Source organism: Marinococcus sp. PL1-022 (assembly GCF_033845285.1).
GTDB lineage: Bacteria > Bacillota > Bacilli > Bacillales > Marinococcaceae > Marinococcus.
This window is the reverse complement of record NZ_JAWXCX010000001.1, coordinates 1,503,360-1,519,823: the sequence shown is the minus strand read 5'-3', so window position 1 is coordinate 1,519,823 and position 16,464 is coordinate 1,503,360. Positions and strand designations below refer to the sequence as shown.

Genomic DNA, 16,464 nt, shown 5'->3' with positions numbered 1-16,464 from the left:
CTGCTGCTCACACACGCGTCTATTATATCATCTTTTTTCCGCCGACTGAAAAAACTGTTTCCAATTTGGAAACAGCTTTAGGCAAAATCGAACGGCGTCTCCTGATACACATAGTAGTTCAGCCAGTTCGTAAACAGCAGCGTCGCATGGGCGCGCCACATTTTCAGCGGGGAATACAGGTGATTGTCATCCGGAAAGTAGTTCTCCGGCACCTCGGTCCCCAGCCCGCGGCGCATATCGCGTTCAAATTCATCGCGCAGGGTCTCTGCATCGTATTCACTGTGGCCGGTCACGTAAATCCGCTTACGGTCCTTGGTCGCTACGATATACAGTCCCGCTTCGTCGGATTCCGACAGAATGTCGAGGTCCGGACAGGCTTCCACGTCCTCGCGCCTCGTTTTCGTGTACCGGGAGTGCGGCACGTAAAACTGATCGTCGAACCCGCTCAACAGCTTTTCATTGCGTCCATTAATATAGTGCGGGTAGACGCCGAACTGCTTTTTCGGAAGCGGGTGCTTGTCGATGCCGTGGTGGTGGTACAGGCCGGCCTGGGCGCCCCAGCAGATGTGCATCGTGTTTGTGACGTTCTGGTCGCTCCAGTCGAGAATGCTCTGCAGCTCCTCCCAGAAGTCCACCTCTTCAAATGGAATTTTTTCAAGCGGGGCGCCGGTGATAATCATGCCGTCAAATTTCCGGCTCCGCACTTCATCGATCGTTTTATAGAATGAGGACAGATGCTCGCGCGGCGTATTTTTGGACCGGTGGGTGTCCGGATGCAGAAACGAGACGTCCACCTGCAGCGGCGTATTACTGAGCATCCGCAGAATCTGGGTCTCTGTGCGTTCCTTTAGGGGCATCAGGTTCAGGATGACGATTTTCAGGGGACGGATATCCTGCAGATAGGCCCTGCTTTCGTTCATAATGAAAATATTTTCTTTTTCCAGCGTGTCCTTGGCCGGCAAATAGTCAGGCACTTTAATAGGCATGCACTATCGTACTCCTTTAGCGTATTTCGGTGTTCTCTCCTTTTCTTTCTGTTATCTGTATATCAAACTTCACAGCCGGCGTCCAGTATTTCCCGCATTTGTGAAAAACGGATGGCCGCAAGGGACCATCCGCAGACGCTTGTTATTCTTTCCACCACGTATCGTATAACGTTGCCGGCAGCTCCCGTTTGTGCGCTGTCCTGTTGTACATGCCCACCAGCCGTTCATGGGCGTTGGCATCGATGCTGCGTCCTTCGAGAAAGTCGTCAATCTGATCATACGTCAGCCCGAGCGCTTCCTCGTCCGGAAGACCCGGACGGTCGCTTTCCAGATCGGCGGTCGGTACCTTTTCAAACGTTGATGCCGGTGCTTCGAGCTCGCGCAGCAGCATTTTGCCCTGCCGCTTGTTCAGGCCAAACAGCGGTGCCACATCACAGGCGCCGTCCCCGTGCTTCGTATAAAAGCCGGTGACCGCTTCTGCCGCATGGTCGGTGCCGAGCACAAGCAGCCCTTCGGCCCCGGCGACATCGTACTGGGCCTTCATCCGCTCCCGGGCCTTGGTGTTGCCTTTGATAAAGTCGGACATGGTCGTCCCGAGGGCCCGCTCAAACGCCTGCACCGACGCGTCCACGCCCGGCTGCACGTCGATCGTATACGTTTCCTGCGGCTCGATGTAGTCAAGCGCCTTTGCCGCATCGTCTTCATCATGCTGTTGGCCGTACGGCAGACGGAGCGCGACGAATTTAAACGGCACGGCCTGCTCGGTTTCGAGCTCATCGACCGCCATCTGGGCAAGCTTGCCCGCGAGCGTCGAATCCTGGCCGCCGGAAATGCCGAGGACAAAGCCTTTAACTCCGGCCTGCTTCGCGTATTCCTTTAAAAAGTGCACCCGGCGCTCGATTTCCTGCTTCGGGTCAATCTCCGGCGTTGTCTGCAGTGCTTCAATAATTTCATTCTGCGTTGCATTCATAGATTGTGCCTCCAGATTAAATTATTTGTTTGAACGAGGAGCCTCGATACCAAACCGCTGCATCTGCTCCCACTGTTTTTCCTCGGACAGAATATGCGCTTCATAATCTCCGAGCAGGTCAAAGTGCGGGTAGTCGGCGCGGTAATGGATCCAGCCAGCCTTCAGCCCGTACTGCCTGCCCCAGCGCACGAGTGTTTCCACGTCCCGGCAGGAGGCTTTTGTGACCGTATCACAGTCGGGAAAGCGCGGGTCATACCAGTAGTGCGTTAAGAGGGCGACCTCGCCCGACGCAGCCTTTCGTTTCCAGGCTTTCAGCTCCTGGGCTTTAATGCCAAACGCCATCATCTCCACCGCCTTTGGCAGCCCCGGCGGCTGTGGACTCCGCCATCTGGCTGTAGGCCTCATGCCAGTCCGGCAGCGCCCTTCGGATGGCTACCGGTTTGAACGTTTCCTTGCGGACACATACGTGGCTTGAAAACGCCCGAATACACGTCTGTCCTTTGGCGTTAGTCACAATATACCCATATTTTACACGCACTCCGTCATAAGAATCAATCCACGTTTCAATTTCCACATCCTCGCCGTAGACGGCCGGCGTTTCGTAATCGATATTAATACCGAGCACCGGAAACAAATAGCCGGCCTTCTCAATATCCGGATAGTGAAAGCCCATCTCCTTCATGTGGTGCGTGCGTCCGATTTCGCACCAGACCACATAAGAGCCGTGGTGGACGATGCCCATCTGGTCCGTTTCAGCATATCGTACTTCAATTGGTGTGTGAACGCTCTTCATGTCCTTCTTCTCCTTCGGATTTCACCCGTACTTCAAGCGCATGCTTCACGTCATCAGCCGTCAGCTCGTGAAGATTTTCATCGTTCTCCTCCGACTGGAACAGCCGGAAGGCCTGCTGCTGAAAGATTTCTTCGGCCACATCTTCAGCGAGCCGGGCGTTGCCGTCCGTGTTGGAAACGGCGTACCTGCTTTCAAGCAGCTCGCGCGCCTCCGGCTCAAAGTGATAGCCGAACCGCTCCACCGAACGCTCCGTGATCTCGGCCAGATCCTGCGGTGTGTACGGCGGGAAGTAAAAGGTTTTTTTAAAGCGGGATTCAAGACCCGGATTCATTTCAAGCAGCTGCTGCATCGGCTGCGGATAGCCGGAAAGCACAACCACCAGATTTTCGTCGTGCTTGGTCATTTCTTCGACGAGGGTATCCATCGCTTCCCGGCCGAAGTCGCTCCGCGAACTCGACATCAGGGCGTACGCTTCGTCAATAAACAGCACCCCGCCGAGGGCTTCGCGAACCTTCCGCTTCGTTTTCGCGGCTGTCTGGCCGACGTACTCGGCGACCAGGTCGCTGCGGCCGGCTACAATACAGTGGCCGCGCTTCAAGAAGCCGTATTCCTTCAGGATACCGGCATACACCTGGGCAAGCGTCGTCTTGCCGGTGCCCGGCGGTCCGGAAAACACGGTATGCAGCTGAATCGGCACAGTCGGCGCGCCTTCTTCTCGGCGCTGCTGCTGCACGCGGATAAAGGAGGCCAGCTTTTTCATTTCCTGCTTCACGTGATCAAGGCCGATAAAGTCATCGAGCTGCTGGACGGCGGAGCGCTTGTCCTTCGGCTGTTCGCCTTCCGGCTTCTGGATGTCATCGGCCGTCAGCAGCGAAAAGTCATCGATGCCGATATAGTCCTGGTTGCCGATTGCCGCCCCCTTCTGGAAAATGCTGTCGAGCACAATATTTTTCACGGTCCGGCCGTTGCCGAACGTTTCATCCACCTGTTCTTTTTCGATCCGCTCTTCAAGCACCCGTTTGCTTTCCTCGCTCAGGAAAAAGTCGTTTTCAAGCGCGACCTTTTCCCCGATTTCCATCAGCTCATCCATGCTGTAGTCAGGCAGGTGGATATGGTTGCTTTCCGGAAACCGGCTGCGAAGCCCCGGATTGGCGTGCAGAAACTGCCGCATTTCCTCCGGGTAGCCGGCCAGAATAACGGCAAACGTACCGGCGTATTCCCCGCTCGTCATGGCAGAAACCAGGGTATCAATCGCCGTCTGTCCAAAGTCGTTTCCGGCCATGCCCTCGCGTTTTAAGCTGTAGGCTTCATCGATGAACAGCACGCCGCCGACCGCTTCCTTAATCAGCGCCATTGTTTTTTCCTCGGTCTGGCCGACGTATGAGCCGACGAGGCGCGAACGGTCGGTTTCGAGTACTTCATCTCGCTGAAGCAGGCCGAGCTGGTGATAAATTTTAGCCAGCAGGCGGGCGAGCATGGTTTTGCCCGTGCCGGGGTTGCCCGTCAGTATCATGTGAAGGCTTCGTTCATCCTTCCACTGATACCCCTGCTCCTTGCGCCGCTTCTGATACTGCAGATAATGATACATGTTATGCACGCGGGACTTCACACCGTGAAGTCCGATCATGTCGTTGAGCTCTTCAAGCGGGTCGGCATACTCCTCGCCCACCTTTGTGAGCGAGCTCGACGCTTCGTTCCACTTTCCCTTCAGCTGCTCCACATGGCTGATCGCTTCTTTAATTTCGCGGACGGCCTCCGGGGAATAAAACGAGCCCGACGCCGTATCCATATAGGCCTGGGTACTCGACGCCAGCCGTTCGCACGCCTGCTTGATGTTTTCAAGCAGAAACGGGAGCTCGCGCAGGTGCTCGTTTTCCACCACGTTCAAAAAGTCGACGGTCAATTCTTCCGGGTTCCACGTTTCAAGCGTGTCATCGAGATACTGAATCATCTGGCGGCACTGCTCCCGCAGCTGTTCAGCCACACGGTAGCGGGCCGAGGCTGGATCCGTTTCGCGGAGCGGCGTCAGCTGGGTGTCGAGAATGTTTTCCTGAATGCTGTCGATCCGCTCCATCGGCCGCAGCTGCTGCAGAAGCGGCACCGAATCGTCGAGCTCTTCTGCTTTTTGCAGCCAGTTGCGGATCATCGGATCAAACCGGCGCTGATACTTCCAGCGGTCTCTGGCCATCAGCGCATACACGCGGGCACAGCCGGAGGGCTGCTCGCTCTCCTCCAGCGTCCGGATGCACTCGTAGGCACGTTTAACCGTTATATTATTTTCTTCTTTTTCCCATCTATCGATTATATCGTAAATGTTATTTTGCTCATTAATTTGCAATAAAGGCACCCCCTATCGGGAAAAGGACGAAAATGAGTAGTCATCTTTATCGTATTCCCTGGTTGAACACGCATTAGTCCTTATTTTTATTATAAGAGGTTGAGGAATGTGTGACAAATTTTATCATTACGGTATGTGAAATTTAAATATTCTTCAAAAGAAAAGCCCCGGCGGACCGGGACCTTCTGTCGGAAAATTACTGATTGCGTTTTGCTTCTGCCGCTTCAAGGTTGTTGCGGAGAACCATCTGCAAAATACCACCGTGACGATAGTAATCCATTTCAACGTCACTGTCAAAACGGGCAACCACCTGGAAGGTAGTCGTTTTGCCGTCCGCGTCAGTGGCAACGACGTCGATCATGTCATGCGGCTTTACGGTATTATCGATTTTCACATCGAACTGCTCTTCCCCGGTCAAGCCAAGAGAATCAGCGTTTTCCCCTTCCTGGAACTGCAGCGGGAGCACGCCCATCAGCACAAGGTTACTGCGGTGAATACGCTCGAAGCTTTCCGCAATAACGGTCTTAATGCCGAGCAGGTTCGTTCCTTTCGCTGCCCAGTCACGGGAGCTTCCCATGCCGTAATCTTTGCCGGCCATTACAAGCAGGCCAGTGTTTTCCTCTTTGTATTTCATCGCTGCATCATAGATGGACAGCACTTCGCCGTTTGGCCAGTAGGTCGTATAGCCGCCTTCTGTGCCAGGCGCCAGCTGGTTTTTAATCCGGATGTTGGCGAATGTTCCGCGCATCATCACTTCGTGGTTACCGCGGCGGGAGCCGTACGAGTTAAACTGCGCCGGCTTCAGCCCTTTTTCCATCAGGTAGCGGCCAGCCGGGCTGTCCTTTGCGATGGACCCTGCCGGGGAAATGTGGTCGGTCGTAACCGAGTCGCCAAATTTTGCCACGGCCCGCAGAGCAGCCAGCGGTTTAATGTCTTCGGGCTCCTTGGACATTTCTTCAAAGAACGGCGGGTTCTGAATGTACGTGGACTCATCGTCAAAGTCGTACAGCTGCGCATTTTCGTCCGATTGCAGCTCGTTCCAGCGCTCGTTGTTGTCAAAGACATTCTCGTACTCTTCTTTAAAGAGGTCCGGAGACACGTTTTGCGTGATAAAGTCTTTGATTTCCGTCGCGGACGGCCACAGGTCATTGAAGTATACATCGTTGCCGTCTTTATCCTTGCCGAACGAATCACGGTACATATCAAAGTCCACCGTACCAGCCAGCGCGTAAGCCACAACGAGCGGCGGCGATGCCAGGTAGTTAGCTTTGACGAGCGGATGGATCCGTCCTTCAAAGTTACGGTTACCGCTCAGTACGGAGGAAACGAGGAGATCGCTGTCTGTGATCCCTTTTTCGATCTCTTCGAGCAGCGGGCCGCTGTTGCCGATACACGTCGTACAGCCGTAGCCGACCAGGTTAAATCCGAGATCGTTCAGATACGGCATCAGGCCGGAATCATCGAGATAGCGGGTAACAACTTTAGAACCCGGCGCGAGCGACGTTTTAACGTATTCCGGTACTTCAAGCCCTTTCTCCACCGCGTTACGGGCGACAAGGCCTGCACCGATCATCACGTATGGATTGGACGTGTTCGTACAGCTTGTGATGGCTGCGATGGCAAGCGCCCCGGTTTTCATCGTCGACGTTTTGCCGTTTGGATGTTCGATCGTCGCTTCGTTGTCGATCTCTTCCGGAGACAGGCCGAATCCCTGGTTGCCGGCTGGAGCCGTCAGCGCTTCATTGAACTGTTTTTTCATGTCGGATAACGTAATCAGGTCCTGCGGGCGCTTCGGTCCGCTCAGGCTTGGTTCGATAGCCGCCAGGTCAATTTCAATCACCTGGGTAAACTGCGGTTCTTTTTCGGATGGATCAAAGAAGATGTGGTTGTGCTTGCAGTAGTCTTTAACAAGCTGCACATGCTCCTCGTCGCGGCCGGTCAGGCGCAGATAGTTGAGCGCTTCTTCGTCGACCGGGAAGAACCCACAGGTTGCGCCGTATTCCGGTGCCATGTTGGAAATCGTCGCACGGTCCGCAAGCGGCATTTCCGCCAGGCCTTCGCCGAAGAATTCCACGAATTTGCCGACAACGTTCGTTTCCCGGAGCCGCTGGGTAACGCGCAGCGCCAGGTCTGTCGCTGTGGAACCATTTGGCAGGGAGTTTACGAGACGAACGCCGACCACTTCCGGTGCCGGGAAGTAGGACGGCTGCTGCAGCATGCCCGCTTCCGCTTCGATACCGCCAACACCCCAGCCAAGGACGCCGAGGCCGTTGATCATGGTCGTGTGGGAGTCCGTACCGACGAGCGTATCCGGATACGTGTCCACTTCGCCGTTTTCTGTTTCTTTCGTGTGTACGACGGAGGCAAGATACTCCAGGTTCACCTGGTGCACAATGCCTGTAGCCGGCGGCACAGCGCTGTAGTTGTTAAACGCTTTAGTTGCCCAGCTGAGGAGCTTGTAGCGCTCTTCGTTTCTCGAAAATTCAAAGTTCATGTTCTGGTTCAGCGAGTCATCAGTACCGTAACGGTCTACCTGTACCGAGTGGTCCACGACAAGATCAACCGGAATCGCCGGGTCGATGACATCCGGGTCTCCCCCGAAATCATTCATTGCTTTCCGCAGCGATGCAAGGTCCACGACTGCCGGAACCCCGGTGAAGTCCTGGAGAATAACGCGGGATGGCTTGAATGGCACGTCATACTTGGAGCCTTCCTCCGATCCCCATTTTGCTAAGCTTTCTACGTGTTCCTGTTTAATTACGTGTCCGTCCAACTGTCTTAGTACAGATTCGAGCAGCACACGAATGGAATATGGCAGCTTCGATACATCGCCAACTCCTGCATCCTGAATAGCTTTAATGTCGTAATAATAATACGTTTTGCCATTCGATTCAAAAGCCTTGCGAGCATTGAATACGTCTTGATTTTGAGCCATATGTACCCCTCCTTCTTGATCTATTATACAACAATCCAATAACGTTGTCGAAAAAGTAGATGAGGATAAGCAGAAAGGCCTGCAGCTGTATTACTTCACTGCCGCCTTTCCTGATCTGTTTCTCGACCCACTTTCATAGAATAGCAAAACTTTCCTCAAAGATAAATATTTTCGGATAAAAATTCGGAAAACGCCTGTCTCTTTTTTCGTTTGTCAGATCCCGAGCAGCTTTTTCCACCACGGTTTTTTTCCGTCCGTCTCCGATGTCCCGGCTTCTGTTTCCGGCTCATCCTCGGCCAACACGTCCTCGCGGTCAATGGCCGTGTCGGAGGCGACGACCAGGCCGTAGGAATCCTCCGGCTCATCGAGCGTGACACGCCGGTAGGACATGCGCCGGGTTTCCGCTGCTTTCCGGTACGGCCGCAGAGCCTCAAGACTCAGGTGACCGTCGACCAATACTTCCTTCGCCTTCTGGTCATGCATCGCGTTCAGCACTTCCTGGCGTATGCCTTTTTCCATCACCTGTTTTTTCGTCAGCGCAAGAATGACGCGTTCGCGGTACGTATCGAGATACAGACGCCGCTCCGCTTCATTGGGCAGCTTCCTGCCGTGTATTTCATTTTGAAGGTGTTCATTTACTTCGTCAGACATGGGCACTTCTCCCTTTCGTTAAGATGAGTGGCGGGAGGATACGGAGTTTTCAGGCTCCGGGTCCCGCTGAAGAACCTTTTCGAGTTGTTTGTATTTTACGGCCATGTAGACGCGCCACGGCACAAGCATGGCAAAGGCCAGCAGAAAGAACATTCCGGCAAGCACCGCCGGCTCAATGGCATCGCCGATGATCAGCTTAATAATCGTACGTACGATTAACAGGCCGACCAGAATAAAGGAAAAGGCTTTGGACCGGCGTACAAAGATCCGGTTTTCCCGTATTTCAAACGACGTGGTGGCCATCAGCAGAAAGGAGAAAACAAACCCGACCAACAGCGCCTCGCCAACCTCCAGTCCGGTTGGCCGCGCCGGCGGGTAAACAAACATCAGCGCCCCTGTCGCCATGAAAAACGGCGGCAGCACGATTTTTTTAAATGTTGCCGGCTGTTTGATGGCTTTCATGCGGATAACAATCACGACAGAAGCCATAAAAAAGGCCGTGAGGGTCGTAATAATCAGCAGTGTACTCACTTCGGCCGCCTTCCTTTCTATAAAAATAGGGTGTATCACATGAAGGCTTTCCTGCCTTTATGATACACCCCGCAGCAGCGGCTCGCAATTGTTCCCTCTTTTACAGCACCTCTTCATTTTCATGCTGGAGCCGGTACATTTTTTCATACAGCCCCCCGGAGGCAAGCAGCTCCTGGTGCGTGCCGCGCTCGGCGATTTCGCCCTGATGGAGCACGATGATCTGGTCGGCATGCCGGATCGTGGACAGCCGGTGGGCAATCATAATGGTCGTCCGGTTCTCCACGAGACTGGCAAGCGCCTGCTGGATCACTGCTTCACTTTCACTGTCAATGTTGGCCGTTGCTTCATCGAGCACAAGCACCTTCGGGTCATGGGCGACCGTGCGGGCAAACGTAATCAGCTGTTTTTCACCGTTCGAAAACGAGCTTCCCCGCTCGCCCACCTGCTCGTCGTACTGGTTCGGGAGCGCTTCAATAAACTGATCGGCGCCGACAAAGGCAGCTGCCTGCCGCACCTCTTCATCGCTCAGCCGGTGATTGTGCATCGCAATGTTTTCGCGCACCGTGCCGGTAAACAAAAACGGATCCTGCAGCACAAGGCCGACTTGCTTTCTCAGCGCCTGCTCCGGCCAGCGCTGCAGGTCCCTGCCGCCGAGAAAGATGGTGCCGGCATCGTGCTCGTAAAACCGAAGCAGCAGGTTAATGATGGAGCTTTTACCGCTGCCGGTATGGCCGACGATCGCAATGGTCTCTCCTTCCCTGACTGACAGGTTAATGTCCCGGAGGACCGGATTCTCGCCGTCGTAGCTGAACGTCACGTGATCAAACTCAATCTCGCCGCTTTCGGAGGCTCCCCCGGTCTGACGTCCCCGGGCGATTGCTGATTCCTGACCGGTCACATCCATTAAATGAAACACCCGGCCGGCGGAGACAATTGACTGCTGATACAGCGACATCTGCTGCATGATTTCATTCACCGGTTCAAAGAAGCGTTCAAAATAGTTGACGAAGGCATAAATCACCCCGACCTGCACGGCCCCTTCCATAGATAAAATGCCAAAATACGACAGCACGCCGACAAGAGCAAGCACCGACACGAGGTCGATCGCCGGCCGGAGCAGCAGGCCGTCAATCTTCATGCTTTTCAGCCCGGCTTCGTAGTGAGCGTCATTGATACCGGAAAATTCCTGCTTCATCCGGTTTTCCTGCCGGAACAGCTGAATCACCGACATGCCCTGCAGACTTTCGTTAATTTTCGTATTCAGCCGGCTCAGCTTACCGCTCATTTCCCCGTAGTACCTGGAGCTGTAGCGGCGATAAAGCGCCATTAAAATAAGCAGCAGCGGCATAATCAGTATTGCCGCGGCGGCGAGACGGACATCCAGAAAGAACATGGCGATAAGCACTCCGACGAGAAACACCCCGTTCTGGATAAAGGTCGAGAGCACCTCCATGTACAGCTCCCGGATCCGCTCGGTATCATTGGTGATCCGGCTCACAAGCGCTCCGGACGGCGTCTGGTCGTAAAAGCGCATCGATGCGCCCTCGACGCTCGAAAACACATCAACCCGGATCTGCTGAATGCTTTTTAGCGCAATGCGCTGGAACCAGTACGTGTGAAAATACACCATGACCGCGGAAACGATGGTGGCCGATGCAAAAATGGCCGCGAGCCATGTCAATTCGCCGGCCGGAAACACGCCCGGCGTCACATAGCTGTCAATAAAGATCTTCACGAGATACGGGCTGAGAAGCTCCGCTCCGACCCCGATCACGAGAAACGTACAGGCAAATGCCAGCAGCCGTTTGTGTACAGCCGCGTACTTTAACAGCCGCTTCACGATCGCCCGCTGTTCTTGTTTGGTTAATACTTTATCCTCATGCAGCATCAGCGGTCCCCCCTTTCCACCTGCGCCTTCAGTTCTTCGCGCTTCACCATTTCTGCATAGATGCCTCCGGCTTCCATTAATGCACGGTGGGAGCCGTTTTCAACGATCGTTCCATGTTCCATTACCCATACCGCATCCGCTTCTTTTACCGTGCTCATGCGGTGCGTGACGATAAAGGTCGTTTTTCCCCGCCGCTCCTGCTTCAGCGCTTCGAGGATCTGCTGCTCGGTGTTCGCATCCACAGCCGAAAGAGCGTCATCCAGAATGAGGATTTCCGGATTCTGCAGAAGCGCCCGCGCAATCGAAATACGCTGCTTCTGGCCTCCGGAAAGCGTGACCCCTCGTTCCCCGACGGCTGTCGCATAGCCCCCGGGAAGTGCCACGATATCGTCATGAATGGCCGCAAGCCCGGCCGCCCGCTGAATATCCTGCTGGGTGGCTTCGGGGCTTGAGAAGGCAATATTGTCCGCAAGCGTCATCGAAAACAGAAAATGCTCCTGAGGCACGTTTCCGAACGCCAGACGGTACGTATCCAGATAATAGGCCTCTGCCGGGGTCCCGCCGATCGTAATGGCCCCGTCCCCGCTTTTCAGCTCCCGCAGGAGCAGCCGCAAAAGTGTGGTTTTCCCGCTGCCGGTCCGCCCGACGATCCCGATCGTCTGGCCCGGCTGCACCGATGCGTGAATGTCATGCAGCGCGTTCGTTTCCGACCGCGGGTAAGAAAACTCATCTATACTGATCTGCACCGCCCCGGCCGGCACTTGATCCACTCCGGCCTCCTGGTCGGTAATATCGGTCCGTTCGGCCATCAGGCTGCGAATGCGGTCATACGACGCGTGCCCGCGTTCAATAATGTTAAAAAACCAGCCAAATGCAAGCATCGGCCAGATCAGCATGCCCAAATAGACGCTGAACGTCGTCAGCTGCCCGATAGTAATGCTCCCGTCGTTAACATACCCGGCCCCAAACCCAATTGCAAGCAGGTAGCAGACGCCGATAATGAGCGTAATCGTCGGATCAAACAGGGCATCAATGCGGGCGACCCGCTCGTTTTTGTTTACGACGTCGCGGGACTGGGCGTCAAACGCTTCGATGTCTTCCTGTTCATACCCGAACGTTTTTGTTACCTTCACGCCGGAAATGCTTTCCTGCGTCCGGTTGTTCAGCTGCGAAAAAGACTGCTGGGCCGCCCCAAACCGCTGATGGAGCAGATGGCCGTACCAGCTCGTCAACAGCGCCATCAAAGGCATCGGCAGCAGCGTAATCAGCGTCAGCTGCCAGCTGATGCCGACTGCCATGGCCAAAACCACGAATCCTCCCATGACGAGCGAATCCACAATCGTTAGCACGCCCTGCCCGGCCATCATCTGCACCGCGGTAATATCGTTGGTGGCGTGTGCCATTAAATCCCCGGTCCGCTTCCGCCCGAAGAAGTCACTGCTCATCCGCGTGAAGTGCTGATACAGATTATAGCGGAGTGTACGGCCGAGATGAAGCGAGGAACCGAAAATCATAATCCGCCATACGTACCGGAGAACGTACATGCATATCCCTGCCGCAATCATCGCTCCCATCCAGCGGGCAAGCATCCCGGTCGTCAGGCGGTTTTGTTCGATGGCATCGACCACCACCCCAACCACATACGGCGGCAGAAGCGACAGCAGCGCCACAATAACAAGTAATAGTATGCCAAAGCTGTACTTAAACCGCTCCTGCCAGAAAAACCAGCGCAAATCCCAAAACGCGCGCATTTGTCCCACCCTCTCTATGGATAAAAAAGCACCCTCCAAAAGCTAGAAGGGTGCTGACCGTTATTTCTTATCTTGTTGTCGCTGCATTGCTTTCATCATTTGGTTGATCTTCTTCTGGGACGGGTTCTGCCCCATCTGCATCATCATAACGCGCAGCATCTGTTCATTAATAGGAGGATTCTTTTTCAAATAGTTCATCATCGTTTTTCTTGCGATAAAGAAACCGATGGCTATACCAACTAGTAAAATGACAATGCCGATAATTGTTAACCATAGCCAGCCCATGTGTCTTACCCCTTTCCCGAATACCTAACATATATGTGTGTGTTGTCAGCGTCTCTAAACAGACCTTGTTTATTATAACGCATTCTTTTATGTAAAGAAAGCACCGATTCGAAAGATTCAGCACCGGTGCCTGTTTTTTTACCGGGATGAAAATAAGAAAAAGCAGCCGGCGGGCTGCTTTTTCCCCAAAACATAGTTATTTGATCAGCTGTCTGGCAGCTTCGGCCACCTTGTCCGGCGTGAAGCCGTACTTTTCGACGACTTCCCCGCCCGGTGCGGACGCCCCGAAGCGGTCAATGCCGTACACGGATCCGTGGGAGCCGACGTACTTGTACCAGCCGAAGGACGATCCCATTTCCACCGCCATCGCCGGGACGCCATCGGGAAGCACCGAGCGGCGGTAGTCCTCGGACTGATGATCGAACGCATGGAAGTTTGGCATGCTGACGACGTTGACCGTCCAGCCGTCCTTCTGCAGCTGGGCCTTCGCGTCCACGGCGAGGGACACTTCGGAGCCGGCAGCGACGAGAAGCAGGTCCGGGTGTTCGGCCTGTTCACCGATCACGTAGGCCCCTTGGCGGACGCCTTCGACCGCTTTGTCCTTCGTGTCTTCCAGCGTCGGCACGCCCTGACGGGTCAGCACGAGCGCTGTTGGCGTCGATTCACTTTCCATCGCCACGCGCCACGCCGCAACCGTCTCGTTGCCGTCCGCCGGGCGGATGACGTTCAGGTTCGGAATCGCGCGGAGGGCGGCCAGCTGTTCCACCGGCTCGTGCGTCGGGCCGTCTTCGCCGACCGCGATGCTGTCGTGCGTGAATACCTGGGTGAGCGGCAGCCCCATCAGCGCACTCAGGCGCAGCGCTGGACGCAGGTAATCAGAAAAGACGAGGAACGTCGAGCCGAACGGCTTCAGGCCTCCGTGCAGCTGAATGCCGTTCACTGCTGCCGCCATCGCAAATTCCCGCACACCGAACCAGATGTTGCGGCCGGTGTAGTCGTTGCGGCTGAAATCATTCTCCGCTTTGATCAGCGTTTTGTTGGAGCCGGCGAGGTCCGCCGAGCCGCCGAACAGAGATGGTACCGCTGCCGCTACTTCCTGCAGCACATCACCGGAAGCGGCACGGGTCGCTACTTTTTCATCCGTAAAGACGGGCAGCTTCGCATCCCAGCCCTCCGGGAGTTTCCCGGCTATCGCCTGCTCGAGCTCGTCGGCAAGTTCCGGATTCTCCTGCTTGTAGGCGTCAAACAGCTCGTTCCATTCCTTTTCGGCCTTCGCGCCGCCCTGTTTGACTTCGTCAAACAGTTCGGTCACCTCCGGCGGAATGTGAAACGCGTCGTATTCCCACTGGTAGGCTTCCTTTACCAAATTGTACTCGTCGTCGCCGATCGGCGCGCCGTGGGCGGCATTGGTGCCGCCTTTGTTCGGTGCGCCGTAGCCGATCACGGTTTTCACTTCGATCATGGATGGCTTCGGGGACTGCTTCGCTTCTTCGATCGCTGCCTCCAGGGCATCGACGTCGTTGCCGTCCTCGATAAAGACCGTGTGCCAGCCGTACGCTTCATAGCGCTGCAGCACGTTTTCGGAAAACGACTGGTGGAGCGCGCCGTCGAGCGACACGTCGTTGGAGTCATACAGCACCACCAGGTTGCCGAGCTGTAAGTGGCCGGCGAGCGAAGCTGATTCCGACGCCACGCCTTCCATCAGGTCGCCGTCGCCGCAGAGCACGTACGTGAAATGGTCGACCACGGAGTGATCGTCCGTGTTGTACTTGGCTGCCAGATGGCGTTCGGCCATCGCCATGCCGGTCCCCATGGCCAGACCCTGGCCGAGCGGGCCGGTGGTGGCTTCCACGCCGGCGGTGTGGCCGTATTCCGGGTGGCCCGGCGTCTGGCTTCCCCACTGGCGGAAGTTTTTCAGCTCCTCGAGCGAGAGGTCGTAGCCGCTCAGGTGCAGCATGCTGTATAGGAGCATCGATCCGTGGCCGGCGGACAGCACGAAGCGGTCGCGGTTAAACCAGTCCGGGTTGGCCGGGTTGTGGTTCATCGCTTTCGTCCAGAGCGCGTACGCCATCGGCGCGGCGCCCATCGGAAGCCCCGGGTGACCCGACTGGGCTTTCTCAATGCTTTCGATGGACAACGTCCGGATCGTGTTAATTGCTAATTGTTCTGTGCTAATTGCCATGCATATGTCCCTCCACTGTATGTATTTTTGGGTGGAAACCCGCATCTGTAGGTTGACCCCGCGGGAAATTCCGTGTTCATGTACGCTTTTATGATAAAGGTTTTAAAACGATTACACAAGCGGGTTTACGGAGAAAGAATAAAATCAAAAGGCCTGCTCTTTGTTAAGACCAGGCCTCTCTTTTATCTTAATGCCGAAAGCTGCGGTTCCGTCGTTTGACACGTTCAAGCTTGTTCGGAGTTACATCCGTGCCTTCTTCATCCACCACTTTAACGTTTTCAAGCTGGTTTTTAAATGAAGAACGGAATTTGCTTAAATATTCCTGACGCAGCGCATGCTGTTCTTCCTCTTCTTCGGCCGTCAGCCCCGTTGATTTTTGACGTTTGGCCAATTCATTAATCCGGTCAATTTTTTCTTTCGAAAGCATAAGTTGCCTCCCTTAAAATGGCATTCCCTATTCATTATATTAAAAACAGCATCGCACCGCAAACAAATCACTGCGGTTCCGTGTCTGTACGCTGCTGTTCATATTCTTTATAGCGGCGATGCACCGTCGCTTTGGAAATGTCGTAGCCAAGACCCCGGAGCGTCGAGGCAATATCTTTAAACGTGAGCTCCCGCTGCTTCAGCTTAACAATTTCCTCAATGGGCACTTCTATTTTCTTTCGGCCCCCGCTGCGGTTCAGCCCGAAGTTTTCCTCCGGATGATAGCCATTTTCCACCGCCCGCTGCATCCCCCGTTTGATTTTAAAATTATGCAGCCGGCGCTGATGCTCTTCCACGATCGACAAAATCTCCATAATCATATGGTCGGTGTCCGCAATTTCGAGCTCCCCGTTATCCTTCACTGTATAGATGGAGGTGCCCCTTTTCTGCAGTTCATGGAGCACGGCGATTTTGGCATTTCCACGACCAAGCCTCGTGTCATCGGTAATCAGCAGTGTATCCGCGCTCGTGTCATCAAGGAGCTCAAACACACGGAGAAGCCCGTCCCGTTCCACGGAATAGCTGCTCTCCTGCTCCGTTACGGTCTGCTGCACCGTCCAGCCATTCGCTGCAGCAAGAGCCTCCAGCTCCTCCTGCTGCCTGGCAAGCGAGGACTGCTGTTCTTCTTTTTCCGTACTTACCCGGGCGTAAATGATGCAGGTTTTCAT

General features: G+C 54.9%; 14 protein-coding genes. All 14 read right to left on the bottom strand.

The window, feature by feature from the left end; genetic code table 11:
* Positions 1–77: 77 nt before the first annotated feature.
* Positions 78–986 (bottom strand): homoserine O-acetyltransferase MetA, encoded by a 909-nt coding sequence (metA, locus tag SIC45_RS07770; protein ID WP_298785734.1) that lies wholly within the window; start codon positions 984–986, stop codon positions 78–80.
* Positions 987–1,128: 142 nt separating this feature from the next.
* Positions 1,129–1,956, bottom strand: a complete 828-nt coding sequence (gene nadE, locus SIC45_RS07765; RefSeq protein ID WP_319631726.1) for an ammonia-dependent NAD(+) synthetase — start codon at positions 1,954–1,956, stop codon at positions 1,129–1,131.
* Between the two features lie 21 nt (positions 1,957–1,977).
* Positions 1,978–2,298: a hypothetical protein gene (locus SIC45_RS07760; RefSeq protein WP_319631725.1), complete on the bottom strand. Its 321-nt coding sequence runs from the start codon at positions 2,296–2,298 to the stop codon at positions 1,978–1,980.
* Positions 2,282–2,749 carry a thioesterase family protein gene (locus SIC45_RS07755; protein WP_319631724.1) on the bottom strand — a complete coding sequence of 156 codons (468 nt, stop codon included), beginning with the start codon at positions 2,747–2,749 and terminating at the stop codon, positions 2,282–2,284. Before SIC45_RS07755 ends, SIC45_RS07760 begins: the two co-directional genes overlap by 17 nt.
* The gene (locus SIC45_RS07750) at positions 2,724–5,087 is read right to left on the bottom strand and encodes an AAA family ATPase (RefSeq protein ID WP_319631723.1); all 2,364 of its coding nucleotides are present in this window, start codon (positions 5,085–5,087) and stop codon (positions 2,724–2,726) included. Before SIC45_RS07750 ends, SIC45_RS07755 begins: the two co-directional genes overlap by 26 nt.
* A gap of 196 nt (positions 5,088–5,283) precedes the next feature.
* Positions 5,284–8,022: an aconitate hydratase AcnA gene (acnA, locus tag SIC45_RS07745; protein WP_319631722.1), complete on the bottom strand. Its 2,739-nt coding sequence runs from the start codon at positions 8,020–8,022 to the stop codon at positions 5,284–5,286.
* 213 nt (positions 8,023–8,235) lie between these two features.
* Complete coding sequence (locus tag SIC45_RS07740; protein WP_319631721.1) at positions 8,236–8,673, bottom strand: YueI family protein; 438 nt, start codon at positions 8,671–8,673, stop codon at positions 8,236–8,238.
* Between the two features lie 18 nt (positions 8,674–8,691).
* Positions 8,692–9,204 carry a CcdC family protein gene (locus tag SIC45_RS07735; protein ID WP_319631720.1) on the bottom strand — a complete coding sequence of 171 codons (513 nt, stop codon included), beginning with the start codon at positions 9,202–9,204 and terminating at the stop codon, positions 8,692–8,694.
* Between the two features lie 100 nt (positions 9,205–9,304).
* Positions 9,305–11,092 carry an ABC transporter ATP-binding protein gene (locus SIC45_RS07730; RefSeq protein WP_319631719.1) on the bottom strand — a complete coding sequence of 596 codons (1,788 nt, stop codon included), beginning with the start codon at positions 11,090–11,092 and terminating at the stop codon, positions 9,305–9,307.
* Positions 11,092–12,843, bottom strand: a complete 1,752-nt coding sequence (locus tag SIC45_RS07725) for an ABC transporter transmembrane domain-containing protein (protein WP_319631718.1) — start codon at positions 12,841–12,843, stop codon at positions 11,092–11,094. Before SIC45_RS07725 ends, SIC45_RS07730 begins: the two co-directional genes overlap by 1 nt.
* A 60-nt stretch (positions 12,844–12,903) precedes the next feature.
* Positions 12,904–13,128 (bottom strand): YneF family protein, encoded by a 225-nt coding sequence (locus SIC45_RS07720; RefSeq protein ID WP_022792130.1) that lies wholly within the window; start codon positions 13,126–13,128, stop codon positions 12,904–12,906.
* A gap of 196 nt (positions 13,129–13,324) precedes the next feature.
* Positions 13,325–15,310, bottom strand: a complete 1,986-nt coding sequence (gene tkt / locus SIC45_RS07715; RefSeq protein ID WP_319631717.1) for a transketolase — start codon at positions 15,308–15,310, stop codon at positions 13,325–13,327.
* A 187-nt stretch (positions 15,311–15,497) separates the two neighbouring features.
* Positions 15,498–15,737 (bottom strand): DUF896 domain-containing protein, encoded by a 240-nt coding sequence (locus SIC45_RS07710; protein ID WP_079476458.1) that lies wholly within the window; start codon positions 15,735–15,737, stop codon positions 15,498–15,500.
* Between the two features lie 67 nt (positions 15,738–15,804).
* On the bottom strand, positions 15,805–16,464 hold the full coding sequence (locus SIC45_RS07705) for a recombinase family protein (RefSeq protein ID WP_319631716.1): 660 nt from the start codon (positions 16,462–16,464) through the stop codon (positions 15,805–15,807).

Bases quoted from the DNA above. Each gene is read 5' to 3' on its own strand.
- metA (WP_298785734.1), bottom strand. From the start codon at position 986: ATGCCTATTAAAGTGCCTGACTATTTGCCGGCCAAGGACACGCTGGAA.
- nadE (WP_319631726.1), bottom strand. From the start codon at position 1,956: ATGAATGCAACGCAGAATGAAATTATTGAAGCACTGCAGACAACGCCG.
- SIC45_RS07760 (WP_319631725.1), bottom strand. From the start codon at position 2,298: ATGGCGTTTGGCATTAAAGCCCAGGAGCTGAAAGCCTGGAAACGAAAG.
- SIC45_RS07755 (WP_319631724.1), bottom strand. From the start codon at position 2,749: ATGAAGAGCGTTCACACACCAATTGAAGTACGATATGCTGAAACGGAC.
- acnA (WP_319631722.1), bottom strand. From the start codon at position 8,022: ATGGCTCAAAATCAAGACGTATTCAATGCTCGCAAGGCTTTTGAATCG.
- SIC45_RS07740 (WP_319631721.1), bottom strand. From the start codon at position 8,673: ATGTCTGACGAAGTAAATGAACACCTTCAAAATGAAATACACGGCAGG.
- SIC45_RS07730 (WP_319631719.1), bottom strand. From the start codon at position 11,092: ATGCTGCATGAGGATAAAGTATTAACCAAACAAGAACAGCGGGCGATC.
- SIC45_RS07725 (WP_319631718.1), bottom strand. From the start codon at position 12,843: ATGCGCGCGTTTTGGGATTTGCGCTGGTTTTTCTGGCAGGAGCGGTTT.
- SIC45_RS07720 (WP_022792130.1), bottom strand. From the start codon at position 13,128: ATGGGCTGGCTATGGTTAACAATTATCGGCATTGTCATTTTACTAGTT.
- tkt (WP_319631717.1), bottom strand. From the start codon at position 15,310: ATGGCAATTAGCACAGAACAATTAGCAATTAACACGATCCGGACGTTG.
- SIC45_RS07710 (WP_079476458.1), bottom strand. From the start codon at position 15,737: ATGCTTTCGAAAGAAAAAATTGACCGGATTAATGAATTGGCCAAACGT.
- SIC45_RS07705 (WP_319631716.1), bottom strand. From the start codon at position 16,464: ATGAAAACCTGCATCATTTACGCCCGGGTAAGTACGGAAAAAGAAGAA.